The 14331-nt window shown below is 68.1% G+C and carries 16 protein-coding genes; 10 read left to right on the top strand and 6 right to left on the bottom strand.

Going from position 1 to position 14331, the window contains the following annotated elements; translation table 11 throughout:
• From ABS73_RS11815 to trxA, 3 genes are all read left to right on the top strand, one after another.
• The coding region (locus tag ABS73_RS11815; protein WP_286693464.1) for a PD-(D/E)XK nuclease family protein at positions 1-910 on the top strand (910 nt) is incomplete at its 5' end.
• Complete coding sequence (gene addA, locus ABS73_RS11820; protein ID WP_277023234.1) at positions 903-4274, top strand: double-strand break repair helicase AddA; 3372 nt, start codon at positions 903-905, stop codon at positions 4272-4274. The genes ABS73_RS11815 and addA, both read left to right, overlap by 8 nt.
• Positions 4275-4356: 82 nt before the next feature.
• Positions 4357-4677, top strand: coding sequence for a thioredoxin (trxA, locus tag ABS73_RS11825; RefSeq protein ID WP_136856092.1), 321 nt, complete (start codon positions 4357-4359; stop codon positions 4675-4677).
• A 33-nt stretch (positions 4678-4710) separates the two neighbouring features.
• Here the strand turns inward: trxA and ABS73_RS11830 are convergent, their stop codons facing one another.
• Positions 4711-5610, bottom strand: a complete 900-nt coding sequence (locus ABS73_RS11830; protein WP_277023231.1) for a hypothetical protein — start codon at positions 5608-5610, stop codon at positions 4711-4713.
• Positions 5611-5706: 96 nt separating this feature from the next.
• Between ABS73_RS11830 and hslV the strand changes: the two genes are divergently transcribed.
• The 3 genes from hslV (at position 5707) to ABS73_RS11845 (ending at position 7949) form a co-directional block, all read left to right on the top strand.
• Positions 5707-6261 carry an ATP-dependent protease subunit HslV gene (hslV, locus tag ABS73_RS11835; protein WP_277023230.1) on the top strand — a complete coding sequence of 185 codons (555 nt, stop codon included), beginning with the start codon at positions 5707-5709 and terminating at the stop codon, positions 6259-6261.
• A 139-nt stretch (positions 6262-6400) separates the two neighbouring features.
• Complete coding sequence (gene hslU, locus ABS73_RS11840; protein WP_136856095.1) at positions 6401-7708, top strand: ATP-dependent protease ATPase subunit HslU; 1308 nt, start codon at positions 6401-6403, stop codon at positions 7706-7708.
• Between the two features lie 61 nt (positions 7709-7769).
• Positions 7770-7949 (top strand): PLDc N-terminal domain-containing protein, encoded by a 180-nt coding sequence (locus ABS73_RS11845; RefSeq protein WP_277023228.1) that lies wholly within the window; start codon positions 7770-7772, stop codon positions 7947-7949.
• Between the two features lie 48 nt (positions 7950-7997).
• Here ABS73_RS11845 and ABS73_RS11850 read toward each other — a convergent pair whose 3' ends face one another.
• Positions 7998-8606, bottom strand: a complete 609-nt coding sequence (locus ABS73_RS11850) for a Smr/MutS family protein (protein WP_277023226.1) — start codon at positions 8604-8606, stop codon at positions 7998-8000.
• Positions 8606-9262: a Tim44/TimA family putative adaptor protein gene (locus ABS73_RS11855; protein ID WP_277023224.1), complete on the bottom strand. Its 657-nt coding sequence runs from the start codon at positions 9260-9262 to the stop codon at positions 8606-8608. Before ABS73_RS11855 ends, ABS73_RS11850 begins: the two co-directional genes overlap by 1 nt.
• A 110-nt stretch (positions 9263-9372) precedes the next feature.
• Here ABS73_RS11855 and ABS73_RS11860 point away from each other — a divergent pair, with 110 nt between their 5' ends.
• From ABS73_RS11860 to ABS73_RS11870, 3 genes are read left to right on the top strand one after another with little or no spacing between them, the layout of a single operon-like run.
• Positions 9373-9906 carry an FxsA family protein gene (locus ABS73_RS11860; RefSeq protein WP_277023223.1) on the top strand — a complete coding sequence of 178 codons (534 nt, stop codon included), beginning with the start codon at positions 9373-9375 and terminating at the stop codon, positions 9904-9906.
• Between the two features lie 57 nt (positions 9907-9963).
• Positions 9964-10476, top strand: a complete 513-nt coding sequence (secB, locus tag ABS73_RS11865; RefSeq protein WP_136856100.1) for a protein-export chaperone SecB — start codon at positions 9964-9966, stop codon at positions 10474-10476.
• Between the two features lie 6 nt (positions 10477-10482).
• Positions 10483-11091, top strand: a complete 609-nt coding sequence (locus ABS73_RS11870) for an HD domain-containing protein (protein ID WP_277023222.1) — start codon at positions 10483-10485, stop codon at positions 11089-11091.
• 66 nt (positions 11092-11157) lie between these two features.
• Here the strand turns inward: ABS73_RS11870 and ABS73_RS11875 are convergent, their stop codons facing one another.
• The 3 genes from ABS73_RS11875 to ABS73_RS11885 all read right to left on the bottom strand — a co-directional run bounded on the left by ABS73_RS11875 (position 11158) and on the right by ABS73_RS11885 (position 12810).
• Positions 11158-11469, bottom strand: coding sequence for an H-NS histone family protein (locus ABS73_RS11875; RefSeq protein WP_277023221.1), 312 nt, complete (start codon positions 11467-11469; stop codon positions 11158-11160).
• 83 nt (positions 11470-11552) lie between these two features.
• Positions 11553-12104, bottom strand: a complete 552-nt coding sequence (locus ABS73_RS11880) for an ActR/PrrA/RegA family redox response regulator transcription factor (protein WP_277023220.1) — start codon at positions 12102-12104, stop codon at positions 11553-11555.
• 76 nt (positions 12105-12180) lie between these two features.
• Positions 12181-12810: an SCO family protein gene (locus ABS73_RS11885; protein ID WP_277023219.1), complete on the bottom strand. Its 630-nt coding sequence runs from the start codon at positions 12808-12810 to the stop codon at positions 12181-12183.
• A 90-nt stretch (positions 12811-12900) separates the two neighbouring features.
• Here ABS73_RS11885 and ABS73_RS11890 point away from each other — a divergent pair, with 90 nt between their 5' ends.
• On the top strand, positions 12901-14238 hold the full coding sequence (locus ABS73_RS11890; protein ID WP_277023217.1) for an ActS/PrrB/RegB family redox-sensitive histidine kinase: 1338 nt from the start codon (positions 12901-12903) through the stop codon (positions 14236-14238).
• Positions 14239-14331: the final 93 nt, after the last annotated feature.

Here is a 14331-nt window from a genome sequence, read left to right on the forward strand (position 1 = left end):
CCTGGCCGAGGCCGTGGCCCGCCCGCCCGCGCCGGTCGCGCCCGCGCGGCGCCCCTCGCCCATTCCGCCTGCGCCGCTGTTTCCGGACCTGCCGGTGACGGATGTGTCGCTGCTGATCCGCGACCCCTATGCGGTCTATGCGAAACGCGTGCTGGGCCTGCGCCCGCTGCTGCCCCTGCGACCGCAGCCCGACGCCTCGCTGCGCGGCCAGACGCTGCACGCCATCGTCGAGGCGCTGCTGAACAGCCGCCCCACCCCCGACACCCCGCCCGAGGTCCTCAAGGCGCGGTTCCTGGCGCTGACCGATCAGGTGCTGGCCGATGAGGTGCCCTGGCCCGCCGCCCGCGCCTTTTGGCAGGCGCGCATCGCCCGGATCGCCGACCGCATCGTCACCGATGAGCTGGCCCGCCTGGCCGAAGGCACGCCGATGGTGGTCGAGAATCGCGGCCGGGTCGCCATTCCCGGCATGGGCGTCACCCTGACCGCCAAACCTGACCGGATCGACTTGCTGACCGACAACCGGGTCGTGGTCTATGACTACAAATCCGGCACGCCCCCTACCGACGCCCAGCTGCGCCATTTCGACAAGCAGCTGATGCTGGAGGCCGCGATGGCGCGCCGCGGCGGGTTCGACGCGCTTGGCCCCGTCGATGTCGCGGGCTTGCGCTATATCCAACTGGGCGGAGAGGGCCGGACCCATCTGCGAGAGCACAGCGACCAGATCGAGGGAGAGACCTGGGACGGGTTCATCCGCCTGCTGCAGTCCTATGTCGACGGAGAGGCCGGGTTCACCGCCATGCGCGCCCCGCAAAGCACGTCCTATGCGGGCGATTACGACCATCTGGCGCGCTACGGCGAATGGGCGCTGACCGATGTGGCGGTCCCGCGAAAGGTCGGCGATCATGGATGAGGCGACGCTGAACCAGACGCTGGCGGCGGACCCGCTGCGCTCGACCTGGCTGACGGCCAATGCGGGGTCGGGCAAGACCCGCGTGCTGACCGACCGGGTGGCGCGGCTGCTGCTGGCGGGGACGCCCCCCGAGCGCATCCTGTGCCTGACCTATACCAAGGCCGCCGCGACCGAGATGCAGAACCGCCTGCTGGCCCGTCTGGGGCGGTGGGCGATGCTGTCGGAACCCGACCTGCGGTCCGAACTGGCGCAGCTGGGCGAGGGGGGCGACCCCGACCTGCCCGCCGCGCGCCGCCTGTTCGCCCGCGCGATCGAGACGCCGGGCGGCCTCAAGGTCCAGACGATCCACAGCTTTTGCGCCGCCGTTCTGCGCCGCTTTCCGCTGGAGGCCGGGGTGCCGATGGGGTTTGCAGAGCTGGACGACCGCAGTGCCCGGGCCATGCGCGCCGAGATCATCGAGGAGATGGCCGAGGAATCCCACCCCGCCATCGCCGATCTGACCCGCCTGCAGGGCGGCGACGATCTGGACGGGTTCCTGGCCGGGCTGTCGCTGGCCGATTATGCGAACGCTCCCGACCCGGCGGCGATCTGGGCGGCGCTGGACGTGGCCCCGGGCCTGACCCAGGACGCGCTGCTGGCGCAGGTCTTTACCGGCACCGATGCCGATCTGGCCGATGCGCTGATCCCGGTGCTGCGCGCGGGCAAATCCACCGATGCCAAGCTGGCCGAGGCGCTGGCGCAGGTCCGCTGGCGCGATCCTGGCATGGACGATCTGTCCCGCCTGTTCGGCTGTCTTCTGTTCGGCGGCACCGCCAAGGTGCCCTTCGGCGCCAAGATCGGCGCCCTGCCGACCAAGGACCTGCGCACCGGCCCCTGCGCCCCCTTCATGGACGATCTGGACGCCCTGATGGAGCGGGTGGAGCTGGCCCGCCCGCAGGCGCTGGCCCTGGCCGCAGCGGAACGCACGCTGGCGCTGCACCGGTTCGGGCATGCCTTTGCGGCGCGCATGAACGCGGCCAAGGCGGCGCAGGGGTGGCTGGATTTCGACGACCTGATCGGCCGCACCGCCGAACTGCTGGAGGAATCCAGCATGGCGCAATGGGTGCTGTGGCGGCTGGACGGCGGCATCGACCATATCCTGGTCGATGAGGCGCAGGATACCAGCCCCGGCCAGTGGCGGGTGATCCGCCGCCTGACCGACGAATTCACCAGCGGCGCGGGCGCGCATGACCGGCCCCGCACGCTGTTCGTGGTGGGCGATCCGAAACAGTCGATCTATTCGTTCCAAGGCGCCGACATCACCGTGTTCGAGGCGATGCGCGACCGCTTCGCTGCCGATTTCGATGCCGCGCAGGCGCCCATGCAGCAGCGCGGGCTGGCCCACAGCTTTCGGTCGTCGCCGGCGGTGCTGGCGCTGGTCGATGCGGTGTTTCAGGGCGAGGCCGCGCAGGGCCTGGGCGATCCGCCCCGCCACGTGGCCTTCAAGGCCGCCCTGCCCGGCCGCGTCGACATCTGGCCCGCCCTGCCCAAACCCGACAAGACCGACCCCGAGGACTGGACCCGCCCGGTCGATGCGCCGTCCGAAAACGACGCCGACACGCAGCTGGCGCGCCATGTCGCGACCCAGATCCGCGCGATTTTGGGCACGCCCATTCTGGATGCGAAATCGGGCCAGCCGCGCCCGGTCCATGCGGGCGACATTCAGATTCTGGTGCAGCGGCGCGGCGCGCTGTTCGCAGCGCTGATCGCGGAGCTGAAATCGGCGGGCCTGCCGGTCGCGGGGGCCGACCGCCTGCGCCTGGCCGGAGAGCTGGCTGTGCGCGACATCATCGCCACCCTGTCGGTCCTGGCCACGCCCGAGGATGATCTGTCGCTGGCCGCCGCCCTGCGGTCGCCGCTGTTCGGGTTGTCCGAGGATGATCTGTACCGCCTGGCCGCCGGGCGGGGGCGGCGGGAATACCTGTGGACGCGGCTGCGCGAATCGGCGCATCGCCCGGCCTATGAGGTGCTGTCCGATCTGGCCGACAATGCCGATTACCTGCGCCCGCACGACCTGATCGCGCGGCTGCTGACCCGCCACGGGGGTCGCGCCGCCCTGCTGGCCCGGCTTGGCCCCGAGGCGGTGGACGGCATCGACGAGCTGATGTCCCAGGCCCTGGCCTATGAGCAGGTGGAGACCCCGTCCCTGACCGGCTTTCTGGTCTGGCTGGCCCAGGACGAGGTCGAGGTCAAACGCCAGCTGCCCGGCGGTGCGGGCGGGCTGATCCGGGTGATGACGGTGCATGGCTCCAAGGGGTTGGAAAGCCCCATCGTGATCCTGCCCGAAACGCAGATGCGCCGCCCCAACAACCGCCAGCCTCTGGTGCGCCTGGACGACATGCCGGTCTGGCGCGGCGCCGCGCCCGAACGCTGCGACGCGGTCGCGATGGCCGTGGCCGACTGGCAGCAGCGGCAGGAGGAGGAGCGGCGGCGTCTGCTGTATGTCGCGATGACGCGGGCGGAAAGCTGGCTGATCGTGGCGGCGGCCGGAGAGACGGGCGCGGGTCTGGACAGCTGGCACGCCATGGTCGCCGAGGGCGCGGGCCGCGCCGCCCTGACCCGCCACAATCTGGAAATCGAGGGTATCGGCACCGGGCTGCGCCTGTCCTGGGGCGACTGGCCTGCACAGGCCGACCGCCCTGCCCCGGTCGCGGCGGCGCCGGTCGCCGCGCCCGATTGGGCGCTGCGCCTGCCCCCGCCTGCGCCGGATTTCACGGCCCCCGTCACCGCCAGCGGCTTGGGCGGCGCCAAGGTGCTGGCCGCCGCGTCCGAGGGCGACCGCGACGCCGCCATGCTGCGCGGCACGCGCCTGCACCTGCTGCTGGAGCATCTGCCCGCCCATCCCGCCGCCGACTGGCCGGGCATCGCCCGCGCGATCCTGTCGGGGGCCGAAGGCGGCCTGCCCGACGCGCCCGACATGGCCGATCTGCTGGACGAGGCCCGCGCGGTCCTGTCGGCCCCTGCCCTGACCCAGGTGCTGGAACCCGGCGCGGATGCGCAGATCCTGTCCGAGGTGGCGCTGACCGCGCCCATCGCGGGGCTGGGGGTGCTGAACGGGGTGATCGACCGGCTGGTGGTCACCGACGCGCTGATCACGGCGGTCGATTACAAGACCAATGCCGACGTGCCCGCCACGGCTGAGGCCGTGCCGGAGGGCATCCTGCGCCAGATGGCGGCCTATCGCGCCGCGCTGCGGGGCATCTGGCCGGACCGTCCGATCCGCATGGCGGTGCTGTGGACGGCCACGCGCAGCCTGACCGATCTGCCCGATCCGCTGCTGGACCGGGTGATGGCGGGGCTGATCCGGCAGGCCCCGGCCCCTTGACCAGACCCCCTGCGGCCCATACCTGTTGAGCATAACCCGCCCTGCCGGTCCCGCCGGCCCATCCCCCCGAAGGAGCCAGACCATGGCCACCGTGCATGTGAACGACGCTGAATTCGACGCCGAAGTGCGTCAGGCCGACACCCCCGTGATCGTCGATTTCTGGGCCGAATGGTGCGGCCCCTGCAAGCAGATCGGCCCCGCCCTGGAAGAGCTGTCCGACGAATATGCCGGCCGCGTCAAGATCGTGAAGATCAACGTGGACGAGAACCCCGAACAGGCCGCCGCCCTGGGCGTGCGCGGTATCCCCGCGCTGTTCATGTTCAAGGGCGGAGAGGTCGTGTCGAACCGCATGGGCGCCGCCCCCAAGGCCGCACTGAAAAGCTGGATCGACGAATCCGTCTGATCCCTTTGCGATGACAGGAAAGGCGGCGGCCCCTCAGACGGGCCAGCCGCCTTTTTTCATGGCCGCCAGCAGGCGCGCATCGGCATCGGGGGCCATCATGTCCAGGCTGGTGCGGCGCAGGAACCAGTACAGGAATTTCGCGGTGGGTGGCGCATGGTCGGGGGCCAGCGCCAGCGCGCGTTCCGCCCCAAGCCGCCCGGCATCCAGCGTGACATGGTGGTAATCGGACAGGCCGAACAGCACGACCGGCTTGCCCAGGATCAGCCCGTCAAAGCCCACGCCGCTGTTCTGTGTCACGACAAAGGCGCAATCGCGCAGCCGTGCCGCGGTGTCACCGCCGATGGTCAGGTTCGGATGGTCGCGGGCCAGGCGGTCCAGGGCCGTGCGGTCTGTATCGTCATAGACCTCCCTGGGGTGCAGGGTGGCGATGCAGGGCCGACCGGTGCGGGCGGCGGCGCGGATCATCTGCACCGGGCTGGCCGACTGAAAGCTGCGCTGGCGGCGGATATGGCCCTGCAGCGGGATCAGGATGTGATCGCCGCGCACCGGCTCTGGCCCCGGCAGCACGCGGGCGCGAAGGCGGCGGGCAAAGGTCTGCGCGGCGTCGCCTTCGATCCGGGCGGGGTCGAAGGGGGTCTGCGCGATGGGCCAGCGCCAGCGTTCGGCCAGACGCTCCAACCGCCAATAGGGATAGTGATAGGCCAGGCGAAAGGTCAGGGCGCGGTCATGGGTCGGACGCTCCATGTTGAACAGGGCGTATCCTGGGCGGTCAGGGGCCTCGGCCCGCGGATGGATGCCTGAATGGCGGATGTCGATGCGCCATCCGCGCGGCTCCAGCAGCGACCGCATGCGGTTCAGGATGCCCAGCTTGCCCGCCCGTGCGGTGTGCAGGATGGGCGGATGCAGATAGACGGTCAGCAGCAGATCGCTCATGGCGCGACGCTAGGGGCGGGCGGGGCGGTTTTCAACGGGTTGCAAGCCGGGCAGGGCGTCCATATCTGCCGGGCAACAACAGTGAAGGAGCGCGCAATGGCGGATGACAGGTTTCCCGGCTGGCACGGCACCACGATCCTGGCGGTGCGCCGGGGCGGCAAGGTGGTCGTGGCCGGCGATGGACAGGTCAGCGTCGGCCAGACCGTGATGAAGGGCAGCGCCCGCAAGGTGCGCCGCCTGACCCCCGGCGGGCGCGACGTGGTCGTGGGCTTTGCCGGATCGACCGCCGACGCCTTTACCCTGCTGGAGCGGCTGGAGAAGAAGCTGGAGGCCGCACCCGGCCAGTTGCAACGCGCCTGCGTGGATCTGGCCAAGGATTGGCGCATGGACAAGTATCTGCGCAATCTGGAGGCGATGCTGATCGTGACCGACGGTTTGGACCTGCTGGTCGTGACGGGCGCGGGCGACGTGCTGGAGCCTGAGCATGACGTGGCGGCCATCGGGTCGGGAGGGAATTTCGCGCTGGCCGCGGCGCGTGGGTTGCTGGAAAGCGATCTGGATGCCGAGGCGATCGCCCGCAAGGCGATGGCGATCGCGGCTGACATCTGTGTCTATACGAACGGGCGTCTGACGGTCGAGACCATCGGATAGCAAAGCCGGGGGCATTCTGCCCCCGTCAGCCAGCGGTTCTTAAACCGGTGGCGAACCTCTGGATGACCCCTGAGGATATTTTTGTGAAGAAGAAGGGCGAGCGGTGCGCTGCGCCGGGCCTTCGATGGGAGACAAGCCTATGAGTGACCTGACCCCCCGCGAGATCGTGTCCGAGCTGGACCGGTTCATCATCGGCCAGAACGACGCCAAGCGCGCCGTGGCCGTGGCCCTGCGCAACCGTTGGCGCCGCAAGCAGCTGGGCGACGATCTGCGCGATGAGGTCTATCCCAAGAACATCCTGATGATCGGCCCCACCGGCGTCGGCAAGACCGAGATCAGCCGCCGTCTGGCCAAGCTGGCCAACGCGCCCTTCATTAAGGTCGAGGCGACCAAGTTCACCGAGGTGGGCTATGTCGGTCGCGACGTCGAGCAGATCATCCGCGATCTGGCCGACGCCGCGATGATCGACACGCGCGAGCGGATGCGCGAGGCCGTCAAGGCCCGCGCCCACAAGGCCGCCGAGGAGCGCGTCGTCGAGGCGCTGGCCGGCAAGGATGCCCGCGACGGCACCCGTCAGATGTTCCGCGACAAGCTGAAGCGCGGAGAGCTGGACGACACGGTGATCGAGCTGGAGGTTCAGGACAACTCGAACCCGCTTGGCGGGATGGAAATGCCCGGCCAGCCGGGCCAGCCCCTGGGCGGTATGATGGATCTGTCGGGGCTGATGAAGGCATTCGGCGGCCGCAAGGTGCGCCGCAAGGTCACCGTGTCGGAAAGCTATGAGCTGCTGATCGCCGAGGAGGCGGACAAGCTGCTGGATGACGACGCGGTCAAGGCCACCGCGCTGGAGGCCGTGCAGCAGAACGGCATCGTCTTCATCGACGAGATCGACAAGGTCTGTGCGCGCGCCGAGGCCCGTGGCGGCGATGTCAGCCGCGAGGGCGTGCAGCGCGACCTGCTGCCGCTGATCGAGGGCACGACGGTCAGCACCAAATACGGCGCGGTCAAGACGGACCACATCCTGTTCATCGCCTCGGGCGCGTTCCATGTGGCGAAACCGTCGGACCTGCTGCCCGAACTGCAGGGTCGTCTGCCGATCCGGGTCGAGCTGCGCGCCCTGACCGAGGAGGACTTCATCCGCATCCTGACCGAGACCGACAACGCCCTGACGCGCCAGTACACCGCGCTGATGCTGACCGAGGGCGTTACCGTCGATTTCACCGAAAACGGCATCGCGGCGCTGGCGCGGATCGCGGCCGAGGTCAACGCCTCGGTCGAGAATATCGGCGCGCGGCGGCTGTACACCGTGATCGAGCGGGTGTTCGAGGAGCTGTCCTTTACCGCGCCCGACCGCAGCGGCCAATCGGTCAGCGTGGATGCCGATTTCGTGGAACGCCACCTGGGCGATCTGTCGCGGTCGACCGATCTGTCGCGCTATGTGCTGTAGGGCGGGAACCTCCGGCCGGGCAGGGGTGTTTGCTGGCTGAACACCACAGGGGACGGATCACATGGGTTGGCTTTTCAGCGTTATTATCTTTGTATTGGATGTCTGGGCCATCGCGCAGATCATCAACACCAATGTCAGCACCAAGGCCAAGATCCTCTGGATTCTGCTGATCGTGATTCTGCCGATCCTGGGTCTGATCATCTGGTATTTCGCAGGACCCAAGTCGAACGTCCGCCTGTAGGCACCGCCTGATCGGCATCACGAACGCGTCCCATCGGGGCGCGTTTTTTTATCCGGCGGGGCGCCGCAGATAGACGTAATAGGCGCCGTCGCCGCCATGGCGGTAATGCGCCGCCGTCACCTGCTGAACCACCGCCGCCAAGGGCGGGCTGTGCAGCCAATAGGGCACCTGATGGCGCAGCGCGCCGGGACGCGTGGGCAGGGGGCCGTGATCGCCCCGCCCCTTGCCCGTGATCACCAGCACCAGCCGCAGGCCCGATGCGTGGCAGGACAGGATGAAATGCAGCAGCTCTGGCTGGGCCGCGGCCAGGGTCAGGCCGTGCAGGTCCAGCCGTGCCTCGGGGCGCAGCTTGCCCTGGCTCATCTTGCGGTGGGTGCGGGCATCCATGCGTAGGCTGCCCTGCGCCAGACGCTCGGCCATGGTCGAGGGGCGGGCGACCGCCGGATGCGCGGGCGCTGCGGTCTGACCGATGCGGAAATGCGGCAGGGTGGTGGGGGCCGGGGCGGGCGCAGGGGGCGATGGCGCGGGGCGCGAATCGGCAAAGGCCGCCAGATCGGCGGCCTGTCCCTTGCGCTTTGGGTCCAGCGGTTCTGCGGTGCGGGCGACGCGGGACCACAGGTCCCGGTCTTCGGGCGTCAGGCCCCGGCGCCGTGGCATCAGCTGGTCGCGACAAGCTGCCAGTTCGGGTCGTCCTGACCCATCGGGCGGGCGAAGGTCCAAGTGTCCTTCTGCTTGCGCGAGGCCTTGGGGTCGCCCTCGATCACGGTGCCGTCGGCATCGCGGGTCGCGGCGATCAACTCTCCAACGAAGCGGATCGAGATCTCGGCCATGCCGGTCGCGGGGTCGAATTCGGCGGCGGCCAGGCTGGTGTCGCGGGTGCCCAGATAGGTCGCCTCGACCGTCTGGCCGTTGGCCACGCGCTGGTCGATCACCGACTGGAACGCCTCGGCCACGGGGTCGGACAGGAAGGGGCGCACCTCGGTCAGATCGCCCCGTTCAAAGGCCATCAGGATCATCTCATAGGCCTGGCGCGCACCGCCTAGGAAATCGCGCAGGCCAAAGGATGGCTCGGCGCGTTTCATGGCGGCCAGGGCGGTGGCTGCGGCGCTGCCGGCCTCGGTATGGTCCAGGATGTCGTGGTCGACCTCCTCGGCCGATCCGTCGATGACCTCGAAGCGGGGATGGGTGGCCACGGGTTGGTCCACCTGCGGCGGTTCGAATCCGTCGCGTGTCCCCAGCACGTTTTTCAGCCGGAGGATCAGAAAGATCGCAATCCCGGCAAGGACGATCAGCTGAAGAAGCGGGTTGGACATGCAGGCAACCTCTGGGTCAAACGGGTCGTTGGTATCGGGCGTTCTGTGCATTATGTAGGGAGTGCCCGGGCGCAAGTCCAGTTTTCGCGCCGGCAGGAAGGGGAATTCACATGCGGCTGATCGCCATGCTTCTGGTGGTGCCGATCATCGAGATCGCGCTGTTCATCCAGGTCGGGGGCCTGATCGGCCTGTGGTCGACGCTGGCGCTGGTGCTGCTGTCGGCGGTGGCCGGCGTCGCGCTGATGCGCAGCCAGGGCGCGCAGGCGGGCCGGGAAATCCAGCGCAGCCTGAGCGAGATGCGCGATCCCTCGCAGCCGATGGCGCATGGCGCGATGATCATCGCGGCGGGCCTGCTGCTGCTGGTGCCGGGGTTCTTTTCCGACGCGCTTGGGCTGCTGCTGCTGCTTCCGGGGGTGCGGCGGCTGCTGATGCGGCGGATCGCGCGTCGCGTGGTTGCAGGGCGCGCGGGCATGCATGCTGCGACCATGCGTCGCGATCCGCACCGCCCGCCCTATGATCAGGGCGTGATCGACGGAGAGTATATCGTGGCCGACGACCCCCGCGCGCCGGTCGATCTGCCGCCCGAGCTGGGCGACGATCAGCCTCTGCGGCGAACCGGCGGATCGGGCTGGACCCGGCATTGAGGGCCGGCGGGCGGCCTGCTACAACACCGCCCAGACCCGCATCACAAAGGTAGGACCATGGCCGAAGACACCCCGCAGAACGGCGCGCAAGCCGCAGCCCCGCAGCCGCGGATGCAGATCCTGGCACAGTTCATCCGCGACCTGTCCTTTGAGAACGCCGTAGCCCAGAAGGGCGCCCCCCAGGGCGAGGTCCAGCCCGAGATCACCGTCCAGGTCAGCCTGGACGCCCGCAAGCGCGGCACCGAGACTCAGTACGAGGTGATCACGAAATACCGCGTCACCTCGACCAACAAGGCCGATGGCGCGACGCTGTTCCTAGCCGAGCTGGATTACGGCGGGGTGTTCCAGATCGACGGCGTGCCGCAGGACCAGCTGCACCCGTTCCTGATGATCGAATGCCCGCGGATGCTGTTCCCCTATGTGCGGCGCATCATCTCGGACATGACGCGCGATGGCGGATTCCCCGCCTTCAACATGGACCCGGTCGATTTCGTGGCGCTGTATCGCCAGGAATTGGCGCGCCGCGCCCAAGCCGCGCAGACCGTCCCCGCCGACCAGAAGCTGTCGTAAGGCGCCATGCCACAGCGACCCCCGCGCGCCTGGCAGCGGATGTTGTCGGGCCGCAGGCTGGACCTGCTGGACCCGACCCCGGTCGATATCGAGATCGGGGACATCGCCCACGGGCTGGCCTTTGTCGCGCGCTGGAACGGCCAGACGCACGGGGACTGGCCCTATTCGGTGGCCGAGCATTCCCTGTTGGTCGAGCAGATCTTTGACCGGCTGAATCCGGGCTGCGAGCCGCGCTGGCGGCTGGCGGCCCTGCTGCATGACGCGCCGGAATATGTGATCGGGGACATGATCTCGCCGGTCAAGGCGGCGCTTGGGCGGGAATATGGCGCGATGGACGAGCGCCTGGCCTCGGCAATCCACCGCCGCTTTGGCCTGCCCGCGACGCTGCCTGTGGCGATCAAGCGGCGGATCAAGGCCGCCGACCGCGTCTCGGCGCGGCTGGAGGCGGTGACCATCGCGGGCTTTGCCGCCTCGGAGGCCGTGCGCCTGTTCCCCGTCCCCGAGGCGCAGCTGCTGCCCGACCTGACGATCACACTTCGGCCCCCGGCCCAAACGCGCGCCGCCTATCTGGAGCGTGTTGCGATGCTGATGGGGCTGATCGACGGCTCCGCCTGACGGGGCACGTCAGTGTTCCGGATACGGGATGTCGCGACCCCAGGGGCCGGACATCCCGCGCAGACGTCAGATCGCCAGATCTTCCAGCGTCTTGCCGCCGTCCAGGCTTTCCTGCACCCACCGCGGTTTGCGACCGCGTCCGGTCCAGGTCATCGTCGGATCCTGCGGATTGGCATATTTCGGCGCGACGGTGCCAGTCTTGCGCGGTTTGGCCCCGGTCAGTTCGGCCAGGTTGAAGCCGTGTTCGCGCGCGGCCTCCTCGATCGCGGTCATGGCCTCGCGGCGCTTGCGATCCTCGTAGGAGTTTATGGCGCGATCCAGCTTGGTCCGCATATCGCGCATTTCCTTGAGGGACATCTTGTCGAAATCAATAATCATGTTTTTCCGGCTTTTGTTATCGGGAATATCATTCCTTTATTCCATAACATAATCGAAACCGGATTCAACACATATATCGGTATTCAACGCGGTCCGCGTTTGGCAAGAATGCGCTGCAGCGTGCGGCGGTGCATATGTAATCTGCGGGCCGTTTCACTGACATTCCGTTCGCATTGCTCATAAACGCGTTGAATATGTTCCCACCGGACGCGATCGGCCGACATCGGATTTTCCGGCGGCGGCGGCAGCAATTCTCCACTGGACAGCAATGCCGAGGTCACATCATTCGCATCGGCGGGTTTCGCCAGATAATCGGTGGCACCCATCTTGACCGCAGCGACGGCCGTGGCGATGGCGCCATAACCGGTCAGGACGATAATGCGGGCATCGGCGCGCTTGTCGCGCAGGGCCTCGACCACGTCCAGCCCGTTGCCGTCCTCCAGCCGCAGATCGACCACGGCATAGGCTGGCGCCCGCTTTTCGATCAGGCGCATCGCGCCCGCCACCGTCAGCGAAGTTTCGGTCTGGAACCCGCGCTTTTCCATGGCCCGCGCCAGACGGGTGACGAAGATCTCGTCGTCATCGACCAGCAGCAGCGAGGCGTCCGGGCCGATTTGTGCGTTCAACTGATCCATCTGGTGCCCTTTTGGCTATATCTGGTGCAAATGTGCAGCCGCGCGCGGAAAATCAAACCCCATGCGACAAACTGCCTTAGGCAGAGGCGTCCACATAACAGGCGACGGTTTCGGCAATCTGTTCGGACGGCGTTTCGCGCGAAAAGAATTCGACCGTCTGCCCACCCGGCATCACCAGATAGGTATTGGTCATGTGATCGACCAGATAATATTCCTGGTCCTCCTCGTCATGGGCCTTGTAGTAATTGCGCCAGCCGCGATTGACGGCGGCAATCTCCTCATCGGTGCCGGTCAGTCCGATCATCCGGTCGGAAAACAGCGCCGTGTAATCTGCCAGAACCTCGGGCGTGTCGCGGCGTGGATCGACGGTGATGAAAACGGTCTGCACATCCTTGCCATCCTCGACCAGCAGCGCCTCGGCATCGGCATTGCGGGCGGCGTCCAGCGGGCAGACATCGGGGCAGAAAGTATAGCCGAAATAAAGCAGCGTTGGCTTGTCAAACACCTGCGCGTCGGTCACCCGCTGGCCATCGTCGCGCGTCAGGGTGAATTCGGTGCCAAAGGCGCCCATGCCGCCCGCCACCGCGCTGCTGCTGCATTGCGCGAACGGGTCGCCCCCCGGCCGCATCGTCAGATACAGCGCGCCACCCGCCAGGATGCCGATGGCGGCGGCCGTCCCGATCATCAGGATTTTCCGGTCGGTCATGGGGGGCTCCTTCGCGTGTCAAATGCCCGCATTGATCGCGCATGGCGGGGCGGGTATCAAGGTCGGGCAATGTCGCAGCAGGGGCCGCCGATGTCCACATCCCACGCCCCCGACGATCTGGCCGCGATGGCCGGGCCGATGGACACGCCCAAGGCCGAACCGATCCGCATGCGCACGCTGGTCCTGCTGCGCTGGTTCGCGATTGGCGGGCAGATGGCCGCCGTGATCGTCGCCTGGATGATGGGCATCGGCTTTCTGAAGACGCCGATCATCCTGCTGATCGCGTCCTCGATCACCATGAATTTATGGTTGTTCCTGCGCCCGCCCAAGCGGACCTCGCCCCGACGTGCGGTGCGGCAGCTGTCCTTCGATCTTGTGCAGATCTCGACGCTGATGGCGCTGACGGGGGGGATGGCCAATCCCTTCGCGCTGCTGGTGCTGGCGCCGGTGACCATCGCCGCGGCCTCGCTGAACGGGCGGCAGGTGCTGGCCCTGGGGCTGGCGACGGTGGCGCTGATCTCGGTCGCGGCGGTGTTCGGCGTGCCGCTCCGCGCCCCCGACGGAGAGATCCTGCGGATGGAGCCGATCCTGGCCCTGGGCCATTGGGTCGCGCTGGTCATCGGGGTGGTGTTCTTTGCGGGCTATGCCCACCGCGTCACGGCCGAGTTGTCCGACACATCGGGCGCGCTGTTCGCGACGCAGATGGCCCTGTCGCGCGAACAGCGGCTGCAGCATCTGGGGGGCGTGGTCGCGGCCGCCGCGCATGAGATGGGCACCCCCCTGGCCACCATCAAGCTGATCGCCGGAGAGCTGGCGGACGAATTGCGCGACCGCCCCGACCTGCATGCCGACGCCATTGCCTTGCGCGACAGCGCCGACCGATGCGCCGCGATCCTGCGCAGCATGGGGCGCGCGGGCAAGGACGACCTGCACATGCGCGCGGCCCCCCTGCGCGCCGTGCTGGAGGACGCCGCCAGCCCCCATGCCGATCGCGGCCCCCTGATCGAGATCCATGCCGAAGGCCCGGTGATCCACCGCGACCCGGCCATCATCCACGCGCTGCGCAACCTGATCCAGAACGCGGTCGATTTCGCCGAAAGCCGCGTGGTGATCGAGACCCAGGTCACCCAGGGTACGCTGGTCGTGACGGTGCGCGACGACGGGCCGGGCTATCCGCCGCATCTGCTGTCGCGGATCGGCGACCCTTATCTGACCCGGCGCGCCGAGGCGCAGCGCGGCAGCTATGAGGGGATGGGCCTGGGCCTGTTCATCGCCAAGACCCTGCTGGAACGGTCGGGCGCGCGGCTGACCTTTGCCAATGGCGGGCCGGGGGCGATGGTGTCGGTGCGCTGGCCGCTGGACCGCATCCGCGCGCAGGACCGCATGGCCCTGGCGCATAACCCCATCTTTGGAACAGGGCTGTCTTAGAGCATTTCGCTTTTAACCTGACACATAGCCTGCAGCGTGGAAGTAGTTCCAGCATTCTTCGGGTGAGAACATGCTGCAGATGTCACCAAGGGC

It is taken from the genome of Paracoccus sp. SCN 68-21, assembly GCF_001724535.1.
GTDB lineage: Bacteria > Pseudomonadota > Alphaproteobacteria > Rhodobacterales > Rhodobacteraceae > Paracoccus > Paracoccus hibiscisoli.

Bases quoted from the DNA above. Each gene is read 5' to 3' on its own strand.
- addA (WP_277023234.1), top strand. From the start codon at position 903: ATGGATGAGGCGACGCTGAACCAGACGCTGGCGGCGGACCCGCTGCGC.
- trxA (WP_136856092.1), top strand. From the start codon at position 4,357: ATGGCCACCGTGCATGTGAACGACGCTGAATTCGACGCCGAAGTGCGT.
- ABS73_RS11830 (WP_277023231.1), bottom strand. From the start codon at position 5,610: ATGAGCGATCTGCTGCTGACCGTCTATCTGCATCCGCCCATCCTGCAC.
- hslV (WP_277023230.1), top strand. From the start codon at position 5,707: ATGGCGGATGACAGGTTTCCCGGCTGGCACGGCACCACGATCCTGGCG.
- hslU (WP_136856095.1), top strand. From the start codon at position 6,401: ATGAGTGACCTGACCCCCCGCGAGATCGTGTCCGAGCTGGACCGGTTC.
- ABS73_RS11845 (WP_277023228.1), top strand. From the start codon at position 7,770: ATGGGTTGGCTTTTCAGCGTTATTATCTTTGTATTGGATGTCTGGGCC.
- ABS73_RS11850 (WP_277023226.1), bottom strand. From the start codon at position 8,606: ATGCCACGGCGCCGGGGCCTGACGCCCGAAGACCGGGACCTGTGGTCC.
- ABS73_RS11855 (WP_277023224.1), bottom strand. From the start codon at position 9,262: ATGTCCAACCCGCTTCTTCAGCTGATCGTCCTTGCCGGGATTGCGATC.
- ABS73_RS11860 (WP_277023223.1), top strand. From the start codon at position 9,373: ATGCGGCTGATCGCCATGCTTCTGGTGGTGCCGATCATCGAGATCGCG.
- secB (WP_136856100.1), top strand. From the start codon at position 9,964: ATGGCCGAAGACACCCCGCAGAACGGCGCGCAAGCCGCAGCCCCGCAG.
- ABS73_RS11870 (WP_277023222.1), top strand. From the start codon at position 10,483: ATGCCACAGCGACCCCCGCGCGCCTGGCAGCGGATGTTGTCGGGCCGC.
- ABS73_RS11875 (WP_277023221.1), bottom strand. From the start codon at position 11,469: ATGATTATTGATTTCGACAAGATGTCCCTCAAGGAAATGCGCGATATG.
- ABS73_RS11880 (WP_277023220.1), bottom strand. From the start codon at position 12,104: ATGGATCAGTTGAACGCACAAATCGGCCCGGACGCCTCGCTGCTGCTG.
- ABS73_RS11885 (WP_277023219.1), bottom strand. From the start codon at position 12,810: ATGACCGACCGGAAAATCCTGATGATCGGGACGGCCGCCGCCATCGGC.
- ABS73_RS11890 (WP_277023217.1), top strand. From the start codon at position 12,901: ATGTCCACATCCCACGCCCCCGACGATCTGGCCGCGATGGCCGGGCCG.